This is a genomic window from Rhodococcus sp. Q (assembly GCF_005503035.1).
GTDB lineage: Bacteria > Actinomycetota > Actinomycetes > Mycobacteriales > Mycobacteriaceae > Rhodococcus_G.
Map to the genome: position 1 here is coordinate 155,200 of NZ_SCOY01000009.1, position 18,450 is coordinate 173,649.

Below are 18,450 nucleotides of genomic sequence, written 5' to 3' on the forward strand. Positions count from 1 at the left end.
ATCACCCGGCTACCAGAGTGACACACCGCGGAACAATCCTTGCAGATCAGTTCCGTGTCGACCGTTTTACACCCGCGGCCACGCGGCCACCGCCTCCGCCCCTGGCGGTGGTTCACCGATGTTCTCGACCAGTCGCAGCAGGCGACGGTGCCCGACTATCCGCAGTCCCGGGCCGGTGCCGCGGGTACCGAACAGGGTCGGAGCGACACCGGCCCGCATCAGCGACTGCGCGAGGACGGGATGGGTGTCGGGCGCATGCGGGTCGAGGCCGAGCACGAATCTGCTGCCATCGTTGTCCGCGCGCCCGGCGGCCAACGCCCAGGCCCGCAATGCACGAGGTCCGGGTACCCATCCGCTCGGAACCGATTTCACGGCGCCCCTCGTCCAGCGCGCGGCGAGCACCGCCAGCTCCGGCACCGACGCCGTCCGGACGAGCGGGCTGCCCTCGTCGGATCGCGTCAGTTCGGCGACGAGGCCGGCGTCCTCGATCATTTCGGCGATCGCGTCGGCTCGCCACTGCGCGTCGACGACCACCGACACCCGGGCACGGTCGGCGGTGGCCACGATCTGACCCGGCCCGGCGAGCAGACCGTCGAGGTCCGCAATCTCCGGTGGGACGGTGTCCGCAGAGAAGAAGGACAGCTGGTTCACCTTCAGGACAGTAACCCCGGTCGCGGGGTTTCTTCAGCGGATGCAGGTGCGACCTACCGCGCGAACATGTCCCGAATTGCTCCGGACACGACTCGTCCCCCGCTACCGCATGGCGGCGGGGGACGAGAGATTCGAACCTGTTGCGGTACTCGAATCAGATGGCGCGAACGCCGGTCGCCTGGGGACCCTTGGTGCCCTGGCCGACCTCGAACTCGACGCGCTGGTTCTCCTCGAGGGTGCGGAAGCCGCTACCCTGGATCTCGGAGTAGTGGACGAAAACGTCAGCGGATCCGTCTTCGGGGGCGATGAAGCCGAATCCCTTTTCCGCGTTGAACCACTTCACAGTGCCCTGTGCCATGCTGTTCCTTCTCTTTCTAACACCGGATGCGGCGGGCGGCGCTCACAGCCCACCGGGCCGGTTCCGACCGCTGTACCGCTGATTCCCCCTCAGGAAAGCATCGCGCACCGCGCTCGCAACATCGTCCTGCGAGCGCGTACACGAACACAGAAGCTGCGACCGGGAGTTAGTCAACCACGCTTCGTGCGAGTGCAACAGCCTAAAACCACAATGAAATGATCTTGTTGCATTGTACTCGCGGGTAACCCCAGTTCAGGACCCCCAGGGTCCGCGCTCCGGGGCCGACACTGACACGCCCAGACGCCGGCAGTAACATCAAAAACCCAGGTCGACCGCACGACCCGGCCGATACAGAACGCGGAGAACAGCGAGTGGACGAGAGTTACGGACGTCAACTCCTGAATCGAGTCCTTGCGGGCACCCCGAACCACGAAGAGCCCGTCACCCATATCGCGGAACTGCCTGCCCGCGCGTCGAGTTACGGCCAATGGCCGGCCTGGGCCCACCCAGAAGTGGTCGCCGCACTCCGCGACTCCGGCATCCCCCTTCCGTGGACCCACCAGGAACACGCCGCAACACTCGCCGCCGGCGGCACCAACGTCGTCGTCGCCACCGGCACCGCATCCGGAAAGTCCCTGGCCTACCAGCTACCGGTGCTGACGGCGCTTGCGGAGGATCCGCGAGCGACGGCGTTGTACCTGGCCCCGACGAAGGCCCTCGGCGCCGACCAGATCCGCGCCGCAGTCACGCTGTGCGATGGCGTCGACGCACTCGTCGACGCCTATCCGAGCGCCTTCGACGGAGACACCCCGACCGAGGTCAGACAGTGGGTGCGCGCCAACTCACGGTGGGTGTTCACCAACCCCGACATGCTGCATGTCGGCATGTTGCGGTCACACCAACGTTGGGCGCACTTCTTCCGACACCTGCGCTACGTCGTCGTCGACGAATGCCATTCGTACCGTGGAGTTTTCGGCTCAAACGTCGCACTGGTCCTGCGTCGCCTCCGCCGGATCGCCCACCGGTACGCCGCCGACCCGGTGTTCGTCCTTGCCAGTGCCACCACCTCCGACCCCGGAGCCGCGGCCACCCGATTGGTCGGCGCTCCCTGCGCGGAGGTCGTCCACGACGGATCCCCGCACGGGCCTCGAACGGTCGCACTGTGGGAACCCCCACTGCTCACCGACGTCACCGGCGAGAACGGCGCACCGGTGCGGCGCGCGGCGGGCAGCGAGTCCGCCCGGATCATGGCCGACCTCGTCGTCGAGGGCGCTCGAACCCTCACCTTCGTCCGCTCACGGCGAGGCGCGGAACTGACCGCGATGGGCGCCAAAAAGGTTCTCGCGGAAATCGATTCGGATCTCGTCGATCGTGTCGCCGCCTACCGCGCCGGCTATCTCGCCGAGGACCGTCGCGACCTCGAGGCGGCCCTCGCCGACGGCACCCTGCTCGGGGTGGCGACCACCAATGCCCTCGAACTGGGCGTCGACATCGCCGGACTCGACGCCGTGGTCGTCGCCGGGTTCCCCGGAACCGTCGCGTCCTTCTGGCAGCAGGCGGGACGCGCCGGGCGACGCGGCGAAGGCTCCCTCGTCGTGCTGGTCGCCCGCGACGACCCCCTCGACACCTACCTCGTCCACCATCCGGCGGCCCTGCTGGACAAGCCCGTCGAGGCCACCGTCACCGACCCGACCAACCCGTACGTACTCGGCCCGCAACTACTGTGCGCCGCAATGGAACTGCCCCTCACGGACACCGAGGTCGCCGAGTACGACGCCGTCGACCTGCTGACCGACCTCGCCGCGCAGGGCCTGATCCGGCGTCGCGCACACGGCTGGTTCGTCACCGCCGATTCCAACCCGCACGCCTTCGTCGACATCCGCGGCGGAATCGGCGTCCAGGTCGCGATCGTCGACGCCGACTCCGGCCGCCTGCTCGGCACCGTCGACGGCGGCCGCGCCCCGGCGACCACCCATCCCGGAGCCGTCTACCTGCATCAGGGCGAGACGTTCGTCGTCGACACGCTCGACCTCGAGGAGGGGTTGGCCCTCGTCCACCCCGAAACCCCCGAGTGGACGACCTCCGCCCGCGAGACCACCGACATCACCATCACCCGCGTCGTCGAACGCGCGGATCACGGCGCTGTCGCCGTCGCGCTCGTCGAGGTCGAGGTCACCCACCAGGTGGTCGGCTACCTCAGACGACTCCCGTCCGGCGAGGTCCTCGACTCCGTCGAACTGGACATGCCCGAGCAGACCCTGCCGACGCGAGCCGTGATGTACACGGCAACAACGGAACTACTCGAAGCAGCCGGGATTCCCGCCGACCGGCTCCCCGGAGCACTCCACGCCGCCGAGCACGCCGCGATCGGACTGCTCCCCCTCGTCGCGACGTGCGATCGCGGCGACATCGGCGGGGTGTCCACGGCCTTGCACGCCGACACCGGCCTGCCGACGGTCTTCGTCTACGACGGGCATCCGGGCGGCGCCGGATTCGCCGACCGCGGACACGGCCAACTGCGTCCGTGGCTGACCGCGACCCGCGACGCCATCGACGCCTGCGAATGCGTCGCCGGCTGCCCGTCGTGCGTGCAATCCCCGAAGTGCGGCAACGGCAACAACCCTCTCGACAAGGCAGGAGCGGTACTCCTCCTCACCGCCGTCCTCGGCGCCCTGTCCCGCTGACCTACCTCCGCCGCGGGCTCCCTGATGTCACATCGGCTCACTTGGTGACCCCCAATGTGACATCAGGGAACCGCGGGCGGGGTCAGACCAGGTCGTTGCGCTGCAGCCAGCGCAGGGTCGGCCACCCGATGAACACGGGCAGCCAGCAGGTCAGTACCCGGTACAGCAGCACCGACGGGACCGCGACCGAGGCGGGAACGCCGAACGCTGCGAGGCCACCGATCAGTGCCGCCTCGACGGCGCCCACACCGCCGGGTGTCGGCGCGGCGGAGGCGAGTGTTCCACCGACCATCGTCACGATGGTGACGGTCACGAAGGCGACGTCCCCGCCGAATGCCTCGACGGACGCCCACAGTGCCAGTGCCGCTCCAACGGTGGTCATGGCGCAGCCGCCGACGATGATGAGGAAGCGTCCGGGGTCGCGGGCAAGGTCGACGAGTTCGGTCGTCAGGTCGGCGATCTGGGGACGCAGGTCCTCGCGCAGCCAGCGTCGCAGCTTCGGCACCACCATGAACGCGCCGACGGCGCCCAGCAGGATTCCGACGATGAGGTAGATGACGGTCGCGCTGGGGATGAAGTGGGACAGGTCGGCGTTCTTGCCCGCGACGACACTGAACACGATCAGCAGACCGAGGTGCGTGACGACCTGCACCGTCTGCTGCAATGCGACGGCCGCGGTCGCGCGTACCCCGCCGAGCCCGTTGTGTTGGAGGAATCGCACGCTCAACGCGAGGCCGCCCACTCCTGCGGGGGTCGTCGTGGCGGCGAACGTGTTGGCGAACTGCATGATCGTCAGGTGCCGGAAGTTCACCGTTTCCGTCGCGCACGCCCACAGGGCGGCGGCGGCCCCGATGTACGTCAGGCCGGACACCGCGAGACCGAGCAGCACCCACCACCAGATCACGGATCCCATCTCCGTCAGGAAGGTCGGGACCTGACTGACGAAGGGGTACGCGACGTAGACGAGTCCGATGAGCAGGCCCAGCTGGATGAGCTGGTTGCGAGAGAACCGGGTGACCTGCTGGTCGCGAATGACGTCGGTGTCGGTGCGGGCCCGGACTTCTGCTCTGGTGGCGGCCATCAACTGTCCCGGGTCGCGCACGGCCCGCCGGATCCTGCTCGGGGTGGCGGTGCGCGTCAGTCGCCCCGACGCCGACACGACCCGGTCGGCTCCCATCACATCGATCGCCGCCGACACCGCGCGCTCCACGCCGTACATGTCGGCGGTGACGAGGAGTAGTTGCGCGACGTCGGACAGGAGCAGGGAGTCGGATGCGCCGACCTCGGTCCGCGCGTATCCGTCGAAGTGGGCCGCGCCGTCACTGATGCGGATGTTCTCGGGGCGCAGGTCGCCGTGGGACATCTGGTGCGCGTGCAGCCGCCGCAGTCCGTCCCACGCGATGTCGAGGTGGGCGGGATCGTGCCGGTCGAGTGGGGCGCCGCGCGAGGTGGTGTGGGCGTACATCATCCAGCCCCGGTCGAGAACGGCGACCGCGACCGGGACGTTCGCGGCGAGCCCCAACGACCCGAAGGCCGTCGACATCAGGGCCCGGTGTTCGACGGAACGACGCAGTGACGCGAACGGGGGCAGTGTCTCGGTGCTCCTGAAGGTGAGCCACCGGCCCGCTTGCCGCAACACACCCTCGCTGCGCTGATGCTGCCCGAAGAGGTCGAGAACGAGGGTCGTCTCCTCCGGTTCGCCGTCTCCCGGCGGCGTCCGATCCCCGACCGGTTCGACGGGCGGAAAGGGTCCGTGTCCGACGTCGAGGCCGGGTTCGAGTTTGCAGCGCGCCGCGAGGACGAGCGGTCCCGGCCCGGCGGGGCTCAGGACGGTGAGTTCCTGCACGCCGCGTCCACGTCTGCCGAGGACTCGCAACGCCAGATCGACGGGCACCTCGAGCGCGGGCGTGCCGACGAAGAGGACGACGAGTGCGCCGACGAACCATCCGACGGTCAGTCCGAGCAGCGCGCGGGCCGGGACGACCGCGCTGACGAACAGGTGGATGGGGATGAATGCGAGGAGCAGCACCCACCACAGGCGACGCCACCGGCGCGGCAGCCACGGCCCGCACACCGTCAGCACGGCGGCGAGCATCGCGATCCACCGCGAGTCGTCCAAGAACTGGGACAGGAACGTCGCACGATTCTCGCGCAGGTCGAGGTTCCACTGCGGGGCCGCGATCCCGTCACCGGTGATCGAGAGCGCGATCCCAGCCAGTAGCGCGGCCGCCGCGTAGCCGGCGAGAAGCTTCCACCGGCGCCCGAACACGATGCCGACGAGGATCGCGAACGGCAGGGCCAGGATCGCCACCCCGTACAGGGTGTAGACGCGGTTGGACAATTCGGGTGACGCGACCCCGATGAGGTCGGAGATCGAGTTCTCCAGCGACTCCCAGCGGCCCTTGGTGTAGTAGGACACGAGCACCACGGCCACCACCGCGAGCCCGGACACCGCAACCCGGATCTGGTCACTGGTCCGGCGCCGCAACGGTTGCAGCAGGCTCCCGTGTACCGGGATTTCCCGGCCGTCGACCTTCATTCGGCCGTGCCTGGTACCGACCTGCGGCGCCCGAGTGGAACGGCATCTTCCGGGAGCGGGCGCGGAGCGGGTCGGTGGACTGTCACATCCGGCATCCTGCCATTTTGCTTCCGAGGCGCCGCGCCGGTGTTGCGCGCGTGTTGCGCGAGGGGCTGCTGGTACAGCCGTCAGGTCTCGCCCGCGGGCCCCGCACGCGCCGCGGCTGTCGCCACGCCCGATCCAAGTCCCACCGGGACGGTCACCGTCACCACGACATCCCAGCCGTCGATCCGGCAGTCGCGCACGGTGGCTCGGACGCGTCCGGCGACCTCGCCCGCCGCGGAACAGGCCCGTTCCGCGCCGCGCACCGATTCCGCAGCCGCAGCCAGCGCCGCCAGGTCGGCAGCCGACTGGGCGCGGTGGCGCGCGACCACCCCGGAACCGACGTGAGCCAGGGCCACGGTCACCGCGATCAACGCCAGGATCGCGAAGCACGCCGTCACACTCGCCGACCCTCGGTCGTCCCTCATCGCGGCGCCGGCCCGGCGCTCGGTTCGGTCGCCTGCTCCTCCATGGCGGCCACCGCCTCCGCCGACACGTCGAGTCCGGGCAGCAGTGCGGCGTCGACCGTGACCCGGGCGACCGCGTGACCGTTCTCCTGACGGACCTCGATCCGGGCACCGGACGGCGCCACCCGCTGCGCCGTGGACAGCGCCTCGTCGGCGTCGCCCCGCGCGACGAGCCGCGCCGCCTCGCGAGCAGCGTCGACGCACCGCACCTGGGCCGTCACTGCGACGATTCCCGCAATGCACAGCGCCACCACGACGACGATCGCCGCCAACGCGATCGCCGCCTCGACGGTGACCGCGCCCCGGTCGTCTCGGACCGGGGCGCGGTCCACGCTCAGACCGCGGTGTCCAGTGCCTTGTCGATGATCTCGGTGAGCCCCGATACGATGGAATCGCCTGTCACGACCGAGTACAGGACCGCCCCGAAGGCCGCGGCGGCAATCGTCCCGATCGCATATTCCGCGGTGGACATGCCGTCGTCCGCCGTCGCCGCGGTGAGCAGCCGGGCCCGGATCGTCCAGACCACGCGCAGTGCGCTGTTCCTCATCTTGTTCCCCCTTGTTTCGCGTCACGGCCGATCCGTGACGACGTGCATGTGGTGTCACAGCACTCCCTCCCCGAGCACGTGCGCGGCGAGCCCGATGACGACCGGCGCGATGCCGAGGCACAGAAATGCGGGCAGGAAGCACAATCCGAGCGGCCCACTGACGAGCACCCCGGCTCGTTCCGCGGCGGCCGCCGCGGAATCCTCGACGGCCGCGCGCTGCTGCGCGGCGAGTTCCGTGACGGCATCGGCCAATGCGCTGCCCGATCGGGCGGAGCGGCGCGCAAGGCGTGCGAGAGCCTCCGTCTCGACGTGCGCGCCCGCGTGCTGCCACGCGACGTCGGATTCGCCGCCGAGAGAGAGCAGGTTCGCGGCGCGCCTCAGCGCTTCACCGAGCGGCTCGGGGGCCTGTTCGGCGACCGCGGTCGCGGCGGACGCCACCGGCATCCCGGCTCGTAGGCACGCGGCGAGCAGGTCGTAGGAGCCTGCGAGTGCCAGCGGATCCGACGGGGACGTCGTCGGCTTCGAGTCGCCTGCCTCGGCTGCGGGGCCGCGCAACCGCGCGTGGGCGGCGCCTGCGCCCGGCGCGACGACGAGCGCGACACCGAGAACGAGCACGGCCGCGGCGCTCACGCCGTCACCGCCCGGGTCATCCGGTCGGCCCATGCCAGCCCGATGCAGGCGAGGGCGGTCCCGACGACGAGCAGGACACCGCCGATCCCTCCCGACAGCAGGACGCCGACCGGGCCTGCGCCCATCATCTGACCGAGCACGATGCCCAGGACTGGCAGGCAGGCGAGCACGGCGGCGGTGGCGCGCGCACCCGCCATTCCCGACTCGACACGTGAGCGAAACCTTCTTCTTCCCAACAGGTCCACTCGAGCAGCCTCGAGAAGTTCGGCGAGTGGGATGCCGTGGCGTTCGGCGATCCGCCAGGCCACGGCGATACGCCCGAGGTCCGAGGCGACGCCGGAGGCGTCGTTGTCTCCGCGCTGCGCCCCGGTGAGCAGCCCAGCTGCCGCACTGCCGCCTAGCCGGGCGGTCGCCGCCGCGGATCGGAATGCCTCGGCAGGCCGGCCCGTGGACTCGGCCGCTGCAGCGAGGCAGGCGGATTCGGGGTGCGCACCCACCCGGAGATCCGCGACCGCGACGTCGAGGCCCGCGAGCAGCGCCCGGACCTCACCGTCCCGACGGCGGTCCCGATGTGCGCGGCGCACCCGGTGTGCCACGGTGCCGGCGACCATCGCCGCCGCGATGCCGACGGTCGGCACCGTCAGAACGGCACCCGCGACGACGGCCACCACCGCCGCGACACCGACCCGGGGCCGGGTGGTGCCGGATCGACATCCACCGGACGTCGGCGGTGTCAGCCTGCGACGTGCCGCGGACGTCGGTGCACAGAGCACCGCGAGCGCGGCGAAGAGAAACGCGGCCGTCACCTGTTCGCCCGGTCCAGGAGTGCGCGGAGGCGGTCCGCACCGGGTCCCCACCCGTCACGCCATGCAGGCACGACGACGACCTCGTCACCGGAAGGGCGTTCGAGCACCGCGATCTCGGCGAGTGTGCGCCTGCCGCCCGCGTCCCGCCGGCAGTGCAGCACGACCTGGACTGCGGCGGCGAGCTGACTGTGCAGCGCCGCCCGGTCCATTCCACCCAGTGCGGCAAGCGCTTCCAACCGGGCGGGCACCTCTTCCGGCGAGTTGGCGTGTACCGTGCCCGCGCCTCCGTCGTGTCCGGTGTTCAACGCGGTCAGCAGGTCGACGACTTCGGCGCCGCGGACCTCGCCGACCACGATCCGGTCGGGACGCATCCGCAGGGCCTGCCGAACCAGGTGCCGTACCGAAACCTCACCCACTCCTTCGACGTTCGCGGGCCGCGCGACGAGGCGCACCACGTGCGGATGGCTCGGCGCCAGCTCTGCCGCGTCCTCGACGCAGACGATCCGCTCTCGGGACGACACCGTGCCCAGCAACGCGGCGAGCAGTGTCGTCTTGCCCGCGCCGGTACCTCCGACGACGAGAAAGGCCAGACGTGACGTGATGATTCGCTGCAGCAGCTCGTAGGCCTCGTCGCTCAGGGTGCCCGAACGGTGCAACGCGTCCAGTCCCTGCGTCGCCGGACGCAGTACGCGAAGCGACAGGCAGGTGCCCGCCTGCGCGACCGGGGACAGCACGGCGTGCAGTCGGACTCCGAAGTTCGCGCCGGGCGTTCCGGGAAGCCGGCCGTCGACCCACGGTTGCGCATCGTCGAGCCTGCGTCCGGCGGCCAGGGCGAGCCTCTGCGCGAGTCGGCGCACTGCCGCTTCGTCGGCGAAGTCGACATCGGCACGTTCGAGTCCGTGACCGCGATCGACCCACACCTCGTCCGGTGCCGTCACCAGGACGTCGGAGACGTCCGGTTGGGTCAGGAGCGATTCGAGTACTCCCGCCCCGGTCAACTCCGTCTGCAGGGTGCGCAGCGCGTCGAGCAGGTCGGTGTCGCCGAGCACCCCCGAAGACTCCGCACGGATGGCCGCGGCAACGGTTGCGGCGGTTGGTGTGTCGGACGTCAGCGCCAGTCGGGTCCGCACCCGGTCGAGCAACGCGGCCGACACGAGCCCGCTCATGCCGCACCCCCGGCCAGGATGTCGAGCACGGCGCCGGCCGCGCGGCGCAGTGGCGACCGTCTGGCCAGCCGCAGCCCACCGCGCTCGAGTGCGGCAGCCAGGCCCGGTTCGGGCCGCATCGTTGCCAGGACGGGCAGGCCGAGCAGGTCGGCCACCTCGCCACCGCGCAGCCCACCCGGAGACGGACCACGCACCACCACAACGACATTCGGATGATCTGGCGCGATCCCCGCGATCAGGGATCCGGCGGCCGCCACAGCACGAACCTGCGCCCGCACCACCACAACGACAACGTCGGCGAGCCCGAGTGCGACATCGGCGACGGAGCGGGACTGTCTCGGGACGTCGCACACCACGACGTCACCCGCGGCGCGGCCTGCCTCGACGACCGCGGTCAGCGCGGCTTCTCCCGGTTCGACCGGTCCGGACCCGCGACCGCACGAGAGAACCGAAACGCTGCCCCCGACCCCGGGTAGCGCCGCGTGCAGCGCGGACGCCGACACCGCGCCCGCCTCGACGATCAGCGACGGCCACCGGAGTCCGGGGCGGTGTTCGATCCCGAGCAGCAGATCGAGACCTCCCCCTGTCGAGTCGCAGTCGACGAGCAGCGCCCGGCGGCCGGGAAATCGCGTCTCGGCGGTCAGTGCGAGCGCTGCGGCCAGGGTGGACGCACCCGCGCCGCCGCGGCCTCCCACCACGGCGACGACGGGGCCGCTGCCGCTCGCGGCCTCGACGCGGCGGGCGAGTGCGACGACGAGGTCAGGTTCACCGCGGGGAAGGACCAGGACGGATTCGGCGCCCACTGCCGCGGCGGTCTGCCACTCGGCGAGGCCCGCCACGCTCGCGGACACCAGGTGTACCCCGGCGCGCCTCGGCAGGTCGGCGTCCCGGCAGACCCGGGCCGCGGCGGGATCCAGCACGACGTGCGGAGCGCGGGCCCACACGCGTCGGGGTACGGGTGCCGGATGTTCCTGGACGTCGCGGTCCGCGGCGGCGCAGGCGCGTCGGATTCCGGCAGCGAGTTCCTCGTCGGAGGTGATCGCCAGCACGGGCGACCCGGCGTTCGTGGTGTCCATGAATCGAGCGTGCGGCCGCAGCGACGCCGTCACCAGGGGGTGTACGGCGATTGTGGACAACTTCGCCGGCTGTGGACAAACCGTCCGGGCACAGCCCGAGGACGGGAATCACGGCGGAGGCACTGCCCCGACTCGGGGGGGAGAGAACAGAGAAGACCCCCGCCTCCTCCCCCCCTGGCGGGGGTCTTCGGTGTTCAGTCCCGGGGGGTCGGACTGAACACACCTAGATCAAGTCCAGGTGTCGTTGATACTACACCTGGGCGACCGAGAATCTGCAAGTTCATCTGGTCACATGTCCACTTCCGGTCGCCGCCCCACCCCGGGACCGCGTCCCGCCTATCCTGAGGCGGTGACGGCGAACGCACACGACAGGCTCGGTGAACGACGGGTCGCGGCCTTCTTCGACCTCGACAAGACGGTCATCGCTCGATCGAGCACGCTCGCCTTCAGCAAGCCGTTCTTCGACCAGGGGCTGATCAACCGGCGTTCCGTCCTCAAGAGCAGCTACGCCCAATTCCTCTTCCTCGTCTCCGGCGCGGACCACGACCAGACCGAGCGGATGCGCGTCCACCTGACGAACATGTGCGCCGACTGGGACGTCGACCAGGTCCGCGCGATCGTGGCCGAGACCCTCCACGACGTCGTCGAACCGTTGGTGTTCGCGGAAGCCGCCGACCTCATCGCCGACCACAAGGCGCGCGGACACGACGTGATCGTGGTGTCCGCGTCCGGCGACGAAGTGGTCACGCCGATCGCGGCGATGCTCGGCGCCGACCATTCGGCGGCCAGCAGGATGGACGTCGAGGACGGCCGGTTCACCGGCGAACTCGAGTTCTACTGTCACGGCGAGGGCAAGGCGGACGTCATCCGCGAACTCGCCGCCAGGTACGGCTACGACCTGGACCGGTCGTACGCCTACTCGGATTCGTCGACCGATCTTCCGATGCTGAAAGCCGTCGGCCACCCGACTGCGGTGAACCCCGATCGCACCCTGCGACGTACTGCGTCCGAAAATGGTTGGCCCGTACTGACTTTCTCCAACCCGGTTCCGATCAGGTCCCGAATTCCAACACCTGACACCACGTCGACCGTCGCCACCGCGGCAATGGTGCTGGCCACGATGACCGCAGGCGCGCTCGTGTACGCGGCGCTCCGTAAGCGTCGCTGACCGGCCCGGAAAACTCGAGTCGATCCAACGCGTTTAACCCTTGAAGTGGACGGAGCCACAGGGTACAAAGGAGTTACGGACGAACGGCAGGCCAGGATCGACTCGGAAGAGAAGGGGCGGTCTCCCAGTCGGAAAGTCCCAGCACGGACACCAGGCACCCACGCGGAGCGCAAGCCACTATAAGGGCAGAGTCATTGTGGGCCTGCGTGACTCGGGTACACGTTGGCGAGAACCTTGCACATGTTGCAGAGGCGAACCGACGGTTCCCGCGCCTACGCCGAGGCCGGAACACAGGCCACTTTTGCACGCATGGTAACCAGGTAGTCCGTGCTAGCGGGCGGCGAAGTCGACGGAAGTCGGCAGCGTCGCCCGTTTCACGTGAATCGCGAACCACCCAGCAGCGCAGTACGATTCGCAGTTCACATCCACACGGCCAGGCGGGTCCAGATCAGGGAGCCGCCGACTCCGCAATCGAAAGCGCTTCCCTGGCACCGGCTTCGAGGGCTCCGCAGCACAGCACAACCCAGCTACCAACCCCGTGAGCCGTGCCCGCGGCGAACCCGACCGCCGCGTCCAGATAGGCCTGCCGACGTCGCAGCCAGCTGACTTCGGGCACGCCCAGATTGTGCGGGTCGAGTCCCGTCGAAACGGCCACCAACCGCGACGCCGCGCGTGCAACGACACCGTCGGCCGTCCCGAACGGCTTCAGCGCCATCAATTCGCCGTGCACCACTGCCGCCAGCACCGGGGCGGGGGCCTTCGTCCCCCCTGTCACGAGCTGGGCGAGCAGATCCAGCCGCTCCGCCACTCCCGGGTCCGTTCGAGGGCGCCCGAGATCCGACTCGTCCTCGACGAGTCCCGCCGCCGCCAGCACGTGCAGCTTCGCCAAGGCCTGGAGCGGCGCCCGTTGCCAGGTCGAGACCGTGATCGTCAACGCGTCACCGTCGAGTGCCTGCGCGACCCGCAACGCCCCGGTCAGTACCGGATCCCCCGCAACACCGGCGGCGGGCAGTTCGGTGCTGCCACCGTCGATCGACGCGGACGCCCGCGCCGCACGCACAGAGGCCTCCGCCGCGGTCGTCGGCCATCCCCGTCGATTGGTCTTGTGCCGGTGCACCTCGCCGAGCGCGTCGCGCGCACGATCGGACGCCTCGCGCACGCCGGGCAACTCCACCAGGGCCTGGAGCGGATCATTCACATCGGTCGACGCTACCCGTGCGACCGGTACCACACGCAGTAGGGCCTACCCCTCGAACACGACCGTTCCATCGTCACGAACCACGAGTCCCGGGTTGTGGACAACCTCCCAGCGAAAGCCGTCGGGATCGAGGAAGTAGCCGCTGTAGCCACCCCAGGATCTGCGCGCCCCCGCCACGAGCACCGTGCCGCCCGCCCGCACCGCGTCGGCGAGGACGGCGTCCACCTCGGCCTCGTCCGCGACGTTGTGTCCGAGCGTGACGGCCGCCCGACCCTGCTCGCCGTCGGGCCGCGCGGTCGCGCCTGCCTCGGAGGTCATCGCGTCGACGGACCACAGTGCGAGCAGGACTCCGCCACCGATCTGAAGGAACAGCACCTCCCCCGGCACGTGCAGCGTCGCGGTCCATCCGAGGCCGTCGACGTAGAAGCGGTGCGATCGCCCGACGTCTGCCACGCCGAGAGTGACGACATTCACGTGCTGACGCATGTCTCCACCCAACCACACCCGTGCCGCCACCCCGCCGGACCATTCGTCGCGTGGCGCCACCATCGGTCGCGCCGAAACGACCGGCCATCGCAGGAACGCCGTTGCAGCGGGATGCAACGATGCGTCCGGGATGCCATGTGACTACCCTCACAACTGCGCCGACAACCGCATCACGACACCGAAACGAGGGTACGGGCGACATGACCAGCACCGCCGACACCAACGCCACCGAGCACGGATCCGAGATCTACCCGCCGAGCCCGGAGTTCGCCGCGCAGGCGAATGCGGGGCCGGAGTTGCAGGCAGCTGCCGATGCGGACCGCCTCGCATTCTGGGACACCCAGGCCAAGCGCCTGGACTGGGCCACCCCGTGGACGCAGGTGCTCGACTGGTCCGACGCCCCGGTCGCGAAGTGGTTCGTCGGCGGCTCGTTGAACGTCGCCTACAACTGCGTCGACCGGCACGTCGAGGCAGGCAACGGGGACCGCGTCGCCATTCACTTCGAGGGTGAGCCCGGCGACTCGCGATCGCTGACCTACAACGACCTGCTCGCCGAGGTCTCGAAGGCCGCGAACGCGTTCACCGACCTCGGTCTCGTCGCCGGCGACCGCGTCGCGATCTACATGCCGATGATCCCCGAGGCCATCGTCACGATGCTCGCCTGCGCCCGCCTCGGCCTGACGCACTCGGTGGTCTTCGCCGGGTTCTCCGCGACCGCGCTCCGCTCCCGCATCGACGACGCGCAGGCGAAGCTCGTCGTGACGGTGGACGGGCAGTGGCGTCGCGGGCAGGCCGCACCGCTCAAGCCCGCTGTGGACGAAGCCGTCGACGGGGCGCAGTCGGTCGAGCACGTGCTCGTGGTCAAGCGCACCGGCATCGACGTCGACACCGTCGCAGGTCGGGACCTGTGGTGGCACGAGACCGTCGAGAAGGCATCCGACCAGCACACGGCTCAGCCGTTCGACGCCGAGCACCCGCTGTTCATCCTCTACACCTCCGGCACCACCGGAAAGCCGAAGGGCATCATCCACACCTCCGGCGGCTACCTCACCCAGGCCTCGTACACCCACCACAACGTCTTCGACCACAAGGCAGGCAAGGACGTCTACTGGTGCACCGCCGACATCGGCTGGGTCACCGGACACTCCTACATCGTCTACGGGCCCCTCTCGAACGGTGTCACGCAGGTCGTCTACGAGGGCACACCGAACTCCCCGAACGAGCACCGCCACTTCGAGATCATCGAAAAGTACGGCGTCTCCATCTATTACACCGCCCCGACGCTGGTCCGGACGTTCATGAAGTGGGGACGCGAGATCCCCGACGCCCACGACCTCTCGAGCATCCGTCTCCTCGGGTCCGTGGGTGAACCGATCAACCCCGAGGCGTGGCGCTGGTTCCGTGACGTCATCGGCTCCGGCACCGCCCCCATCGTCGACACCTGGTGGCAGACCGAGACCGGCGCCATCATGATCTCCCCGCTCCCCGGCATCACCGCCACCAAGCCGGGCTCGGCGATGGCCCCGCTGCCGGGCATCTCCGCGAAGATCGTCGACGACGAAGCCAAGCCCCTCGGCGCGGGCGGCAACGGCTACCTCGTTCTCGACGAGCCGTGGCCGTCGATGCTGCGCGGCATCTGGGGTGACATGGACCGTTACCGCGACACCTACTGGTCCCGGTACGCCGAGGAAGGCTGGTACTTCGCCGGCGACGGCGCCAAGTACGACGAGGACGGCGCCCTCTGGGTGTTGGGCCGCGTCGACGACGTCATGAACGTGTCCGGGCACCGCATCTCGACCTCCGAGGTCGAATCAGCACTGGTCGGACACCATTCCGTCGCCGAAGCCGCCGTCGTCGGCGCCGCCGACGAGACCACCGGTCAGGGCATCGTCGCGTTCGTCATCCTCCGCGAAGGCGCCGAGAACACCGGTGACACCCTGATCGCGGAACTGCGCGCCCAGGTCTCCACCGAGATCTCCCCCATCGCGAAGCCCCGCCAGATCACCGTCGTCCCCGAACTGCCGAAGACCCGCTCCGGCAAGATCATGCGACGCCTCCTGCGCGACATCGCCGAAGGACGCGACCTCGGAGACACCTCCACCCTCGTCGACCCCAAGGTCTTCGACGCCATTCGCGGCAAGTAGCGGTCGCGGCGCGCGGAACTCGGAAAGCCCCTCGATCCGGCCGGATCGAGGGGCTTTCCGTTAGTCGGACATCTGCAGACTGTCGGCCAATTGTTCTACTGCCCAGGTGATCTCGTCGCGTTCGATGACCAGTGGCGGCGCGAGCCTGATCGTCCCTTCGTGGGCATCCTTCGCCAGGACGCGTCGGGTCAGCAGCCGCTCACAGATCGTTCTCGCCGACGGGCCATTCGGGGGGAGGTCGACACCGGCCCACAGTCCACGCCCGCGCACCTGATTCACACCGGGCAGCTGCGCCAGCAGGCCATGCAGGTGCGATCCCAGTTCCCTGCTGCGACTTTGGAACTCGCCCGTCTCCACCATCCTGACCACCTCGGTCGCCACTGCGCACGCGAGTGGATTCCCACCGAAGGTGCTCCCGTGCTGCCCCGGTCCGACAACCCCCATCACCGGCCAGTCCGCCACCACCGCCGACACCGGAACGATCCCGCCTCCCAGTGCTTTCCCCAACACATAGACATCGGGGACGACATTCTCGTGGTCGCATGCGAAGGTCTCGCCGGTTCTCCCGAGACCACTCTGGATCTCGTCGGCAACCAGGAGGATCCCGTGATCGTCACAGAGAGCGCGGACCGCGGATAGGAAGCCTTCCGGCGGCACCCGAACGCCTGCCTCACCCTGGATCGGTTCCAGCAGCACCGCAACGGTGTTGGGTGTGATCGCTGCGGCCAGTGCGTCGGTGTCGCCGTACGGCACGGTGAGGAAACCCGGAGGGAACGGGCCGAACCCGACACGGGCGTCGTCGTCGGTGGAGAACCCGACGATGGCGATGGTGCGACCGTGGAAATTGCCGGCGAACGTGATGATCTCGGCGCGATCGGGGGCCACTCCCTTGACGTCGTAGCCCCATTTCCTAGCCAGCTTCAGGGCCGTCTCCACAGCCTCGGCACCAGTGTTCATCGGGAGGACAGCATCCTTCCGACAGAGTCCTGCAACGGCGTCGCAGAAGTCCGCGAACCCGGAATGCTGGAACGCCCGGCTGGTGAGCGTGAGCCGCTCCAGCTGATGCTGCGCTGCCGCAACAAGTCGGGGATGCCGGTGCCCGAAGTTCAGGGCCGAATATCCGGCGAGCATGTCCAAGTACTCGACGCCGTCGACGCCCCTCGCCCACACTCCGTCCGCGGACTCGAGGACGACGGGAAGCGGGTGATAGTTGTGTGCACCGTGCTCGTCGGCTCGAGCCAGCTCGACCGCTGTCGGATCGCCGACCGGACGCGTCACGACCGCACCCCGCGACTCCACCCGTTCAAATCAAGTGTGCAACACCTGATTCCCCCGCCGGACTTGGCGAACTCGGACATGTCCACCGGAACCGGGTCGTAACCGCGATCATGTAGCCGATCGGCCAGCCCGGTTGCCTGCGCGCTCAGGACCACGTGGTGGCCGTCGCTGACGAGGTTCAAGCCGAGAGACCGTGTGTCGTCCTCCGTCGCGACAACGGCGTCGGGGAACATCGACCGCAACAGTGCCGCGCTGCGCTGGTCGAAAGCCTCGGGCAGGTACGCGATCGTGTTGTCGTCGAGCACGCCGAGAGCGGTGTTGAGGTGGTAGTAGCGCGGGTCGATCAGCCGCAATGTGACGGCGCGCCTGCCCAGGTGTACCTCCGCTTCCGTGTGCGCACGTTCGTCGGTGCGGAATCCGGTGCCGGCGAGGATCGTCTCCCCCACGAGAAGGAGATCCCCACCTCCTTCATTGACGTACCTCGGCCGAAGGGGGCGCCGGAATCCGTTGTCCTCGAACCATCGGAGGACGTGGTCGGCCTCGGGGCCACGCTCCTTCGTTCGGTACCGGGCACCAAGCGCGACCCCGTCGACGACCAGACCGCTGTCCGCGACGAACACCATGTCGGGCAGTCCGGGTGCCGGATTGATCAGGTGAACGACGTGCCCGAGCTGGCGGTAGGTGTCGACGAGGGACTGCCACTGCCTCTGTGCCAAGACCCGATCCACCGGGACCGTCGGATCCATCCAGTCGTTGATGGCGTACACGACGTCGAAGTATGTGGGTGCGCACATCAGGTACTCACGCTTGGATCGCGCCGGCTGCGTCTCGACAGTGCGGAACCGCGACGTCATCGTCATCTCGTACCCCCTCGTGCGGGCAGTGACGTCAGTATCCGCGCACTGCCCCCGCCCCGCCACCGATACCGCCCATTCGCGGATGGCCGGCATGCGCCCCGGCTTACGCGGGCACCCACAGGTGTTGTGCGTGCAACAGGGAAAAGGCCCCTGAAACGCCGAAAACCCCGGAACCAGAAAACTCTGGTTCCGGGGTCCCCGGGATGTTATGTACGGCGGTGTCCTACTCTCCCACACCCTGTCGAGTGCAGTACCATCGGCGCTGGAGGGCTTAGCTTCCGGGTTCGGAATGGGACCGGGCGTTTCCCCTCCGC

General features: G+C 69.3%; 17 protein-coding genes and 1 rRNA gene. 3 read left to right on the forward strand and 15 right to left on the reverse strand.

The features are described from left to right. Window positions 1–66: 66 nt before the first annotated feature. Window positions 67–651 carry a hypothetical protein gene (locus tag FFS72_RS12385; protein WP_050063505.1) on the reverse strand — a complete coding sequence of 195 codons (585 nt, stop codon included), beginning with the start codon at window positions 649–651 and terminating at the stop codon, window positions 67–69. 154 nt (window positions 652–805) lie between these two features. Further along, on the reverse strand, window positions 806–1,009 hold the full coding sequence (locus FFS72_RS12390; RefSeq protein ID WP_005515803.1) for a cold-shock protein: 204 nt from the start codon (window positions 1,007–1,009) through the stop codon (window positions 806–808). 371 nt (window positions 1,010–1,380) lie between these two features. On the opposite strand from FFS72_RS12390, the gene FFS72_RS12395 reads away from it, so the two are divergent. Then, entirely contained in the window at window positions 1,381–3,693 is a 2,313-nt protein-coding gene (locus FFS72_RS12395; RefSeq protein WP_137874209.1) for a DEAD/DEAH box helicase, read from the forward strand. 82 nt (window positions 3,694–3,775) lie between these two features. Here FFS72_RS12395 and FFS72_RS12400 read toward each other — a convergent pair whose 3' ends face one another. From FFS72_RS12400 to ssd, 8 genes are all read right to left on the reverse strand, one after another. Beyond that, window positions 3,776–6,232: a lysylphosphatidylglycerol synthase transmembrane domain-containing protein gene (locus FFS72_RS12400; RefSeq protein ID WP_137874210.1), complete on the reverse strand. Its 2,457-nt coding sequence runs from the start codon at window positions 6,230–6,232 to the stop codon at window positions 3,776–3,778. 167 nt (window positions 6,233–6,399) lie between these two features. Next, window positions 6,400–6,741 (reverse strand): Rv3654c family TadE-like protein, encoded by a 342-nt coding sequence (locus tag FFS72_RS12405; RefSeq protein ID WP_137874211.1) that lies wholly within the window; start codon window positions 6,739–6,741, stop codon window positions 6,400–6,402. Next, the gene (locus tag FFS72_RS12410) at window positions 6,738–7,112 is read right to left on the reverse strand and encodes a TadE family type IV pilus minor pilin (protein WP_171018649.1); all 375 of its coding nucleotides are present in this window, start codon (window positions 7,110–7,112) and stop codon (window positions 6,738–6,740) included. Before FFS72_RS12410 ends, FFS72_RS12405 begins: the two co-directional genes overlap by 4 nt. A 2-nt stretch (window positions 7,113–7,114) precedes the next feature. Then, window positions 7,115–7,327 carry a DUF4244 domain-containing protein gene (locus FFS72_RS12415; protein ID WP_137874212.1) on the reverse strand — a complete coding sequence of 71 codons (213 nt, stop codon included), beginning with the start codon at window positions 7,325–7,327 and terminating at the stop codon, window positions 7,115–7,117. A gap of 54 nt (window positions 7,328–7,381) precedes the next feature. Then, window positions 7,382–7,957 carry a type II secretion system F family protein gene (locus FFS72_RS12420; protein ID WP_249353263.1) on the reverse strand — a complete coding sequence of 192 codons (576 nt, stop codon included), beginning with the start codon at window positions 7,955–7,957 and terminating at the stop codon, window positions 7,382–7,384. Then, entirely contained in the window at window positions 7,954–8,763 is an 810-nt protein-coding gene (locus tag FFS72_RS12425; protein WP_137874214.1) for a type II secretion system F family protein, read from the reverse strand. Before FFS72_RS12425 ends, FFS72_RS12420 begins: the two co-directional genes overlap by 4 nt. After that, window positions 8,760–9,929, reverse strand: a complete 1,170-nt coding sequence (locus tag FFS72_RS12430) for a TadA family conjugal transfer-associated ATPase (protein ID WP_137874215.1) — start codon at window positions 9,927–9,929, stop codon at window positions 8,760–8,762. The genes FFS72_RS12425 and FFS72_RS12430 overlap by 4 nt, the downstream gene beginning before the upstream one ends. Further along, the gene (gene ssd / locus FFS72_RS12435) at window positions 9,926–11,005 is read right to left on the reverse strand and encodes a septum site-determining protein Ssd (protein WP_137874216.1); all 1,080 of its coding nucleotides are present in this window, start codon (window positions 11,003–11,005) and stop codon (window positions 9,926–9,928) included. The genes FFS72_RS12430 and ssd overlap by 4 nt, the downstream gene beginning before the upstream one ends. A 292-nt stretch (window positions 11,006–11,297) precedes the next feature. Between ssd and FFS72_RS12440 the strand changes: the two genes are divergently transcribed. Then, window positions 11,298–12,173 carry an HAD family hydrolase gene (locus FFS72_RS12440; protein ID WP_502704106.1) on the forward strand — a complete coding sequence of 292 codons (876 nt, stop codon included), beginning with the start codon at window positions 11,298–11,300 and terminating at the stop codon, window positions 12,171–12,173. A gap of 448 nt (window positions 12,174–12,621) precedes the next feature. Here the strand turns inward: FFS72_RS12440 and FFS72_RS12445 are convergent, their stop codons facing one another. Further along, window positions 12,622–13,371: a Fic family protein gene (locus tag FFS72_RS12445; protein WP_137874218.1), complete on the reverse strand. Its 750-nt coding sequence runs from the start codon at window positions 13,369–13,371 to the stop codon at window positions 12,622–12,624. 45 nt (window positions 13,372–13,416) lie between these two features. Beyond that, window positions 13,417–13,857, reverse strand: a complete 441-nt coding sequence (locus tag FFS72_RS12450) for a VOC family protein (RefSeq protein ID WP_137874219.1) — start codon at window positions 13,855–13,857, stop codon at window positions 13,417–13,419. A gap of 200 nt (window positions 13,858–14,057) precedes the next feature. On the opposite strand from FFS72_RS12450, the gene acs reads away from it, so the two are divergent. Beyond that, window positions 14,058–16,001, forward strand: a complete 1,944-nt coding sequence (acs, locus tag FFS72_RS12455; RefSeq protein WP_137874220.1) for an acetate--CoA ligase — start codon at window positions 14,058–14,060, stop codon at window positions 15,999–16,001. A 60-nt stretch (window positions 16,002–16,061) separates the two neighbouring features. On the opposite strand, the gene rocD is transcribed toward acs, so the two are convergent. The 3 genes from rocD to rrf all read right to left on the reverse strand — a co-directional run. Beyond that, window positions 16,062–17,279, reverse strand: a complete 1,218-nt coding sequence (gene rocD, locus FFS72_RS12460) for an ornithine--oxo-acid transaminase (protein ID WP_137874221.1) — start codon at window positions 17,277–17,279, stop codon at window positions 16,062–16,064. Beyond that, window positions 17,276–18,139, reverse strand: coding sequence for a dimethylargininase (ddaH, locus tag FFS72_RS12465; RefSeq protein WP_137874222.1), 864 nt, complete (start codon window positions 18,137–18,139; stop codon window positions 17,276–17,278). The genes rocD and ddaH overlap by 4 nt, the downstream gene beginning before the upstream one ends. Window positions 18,140–18,346: 207 nt before the next feature. Then, window positions 18,347–18,450, reverse strand: a 5S ribosomal RNA gene (rrf, locus tag FFS72_RS12470); the annotation flags it as partial.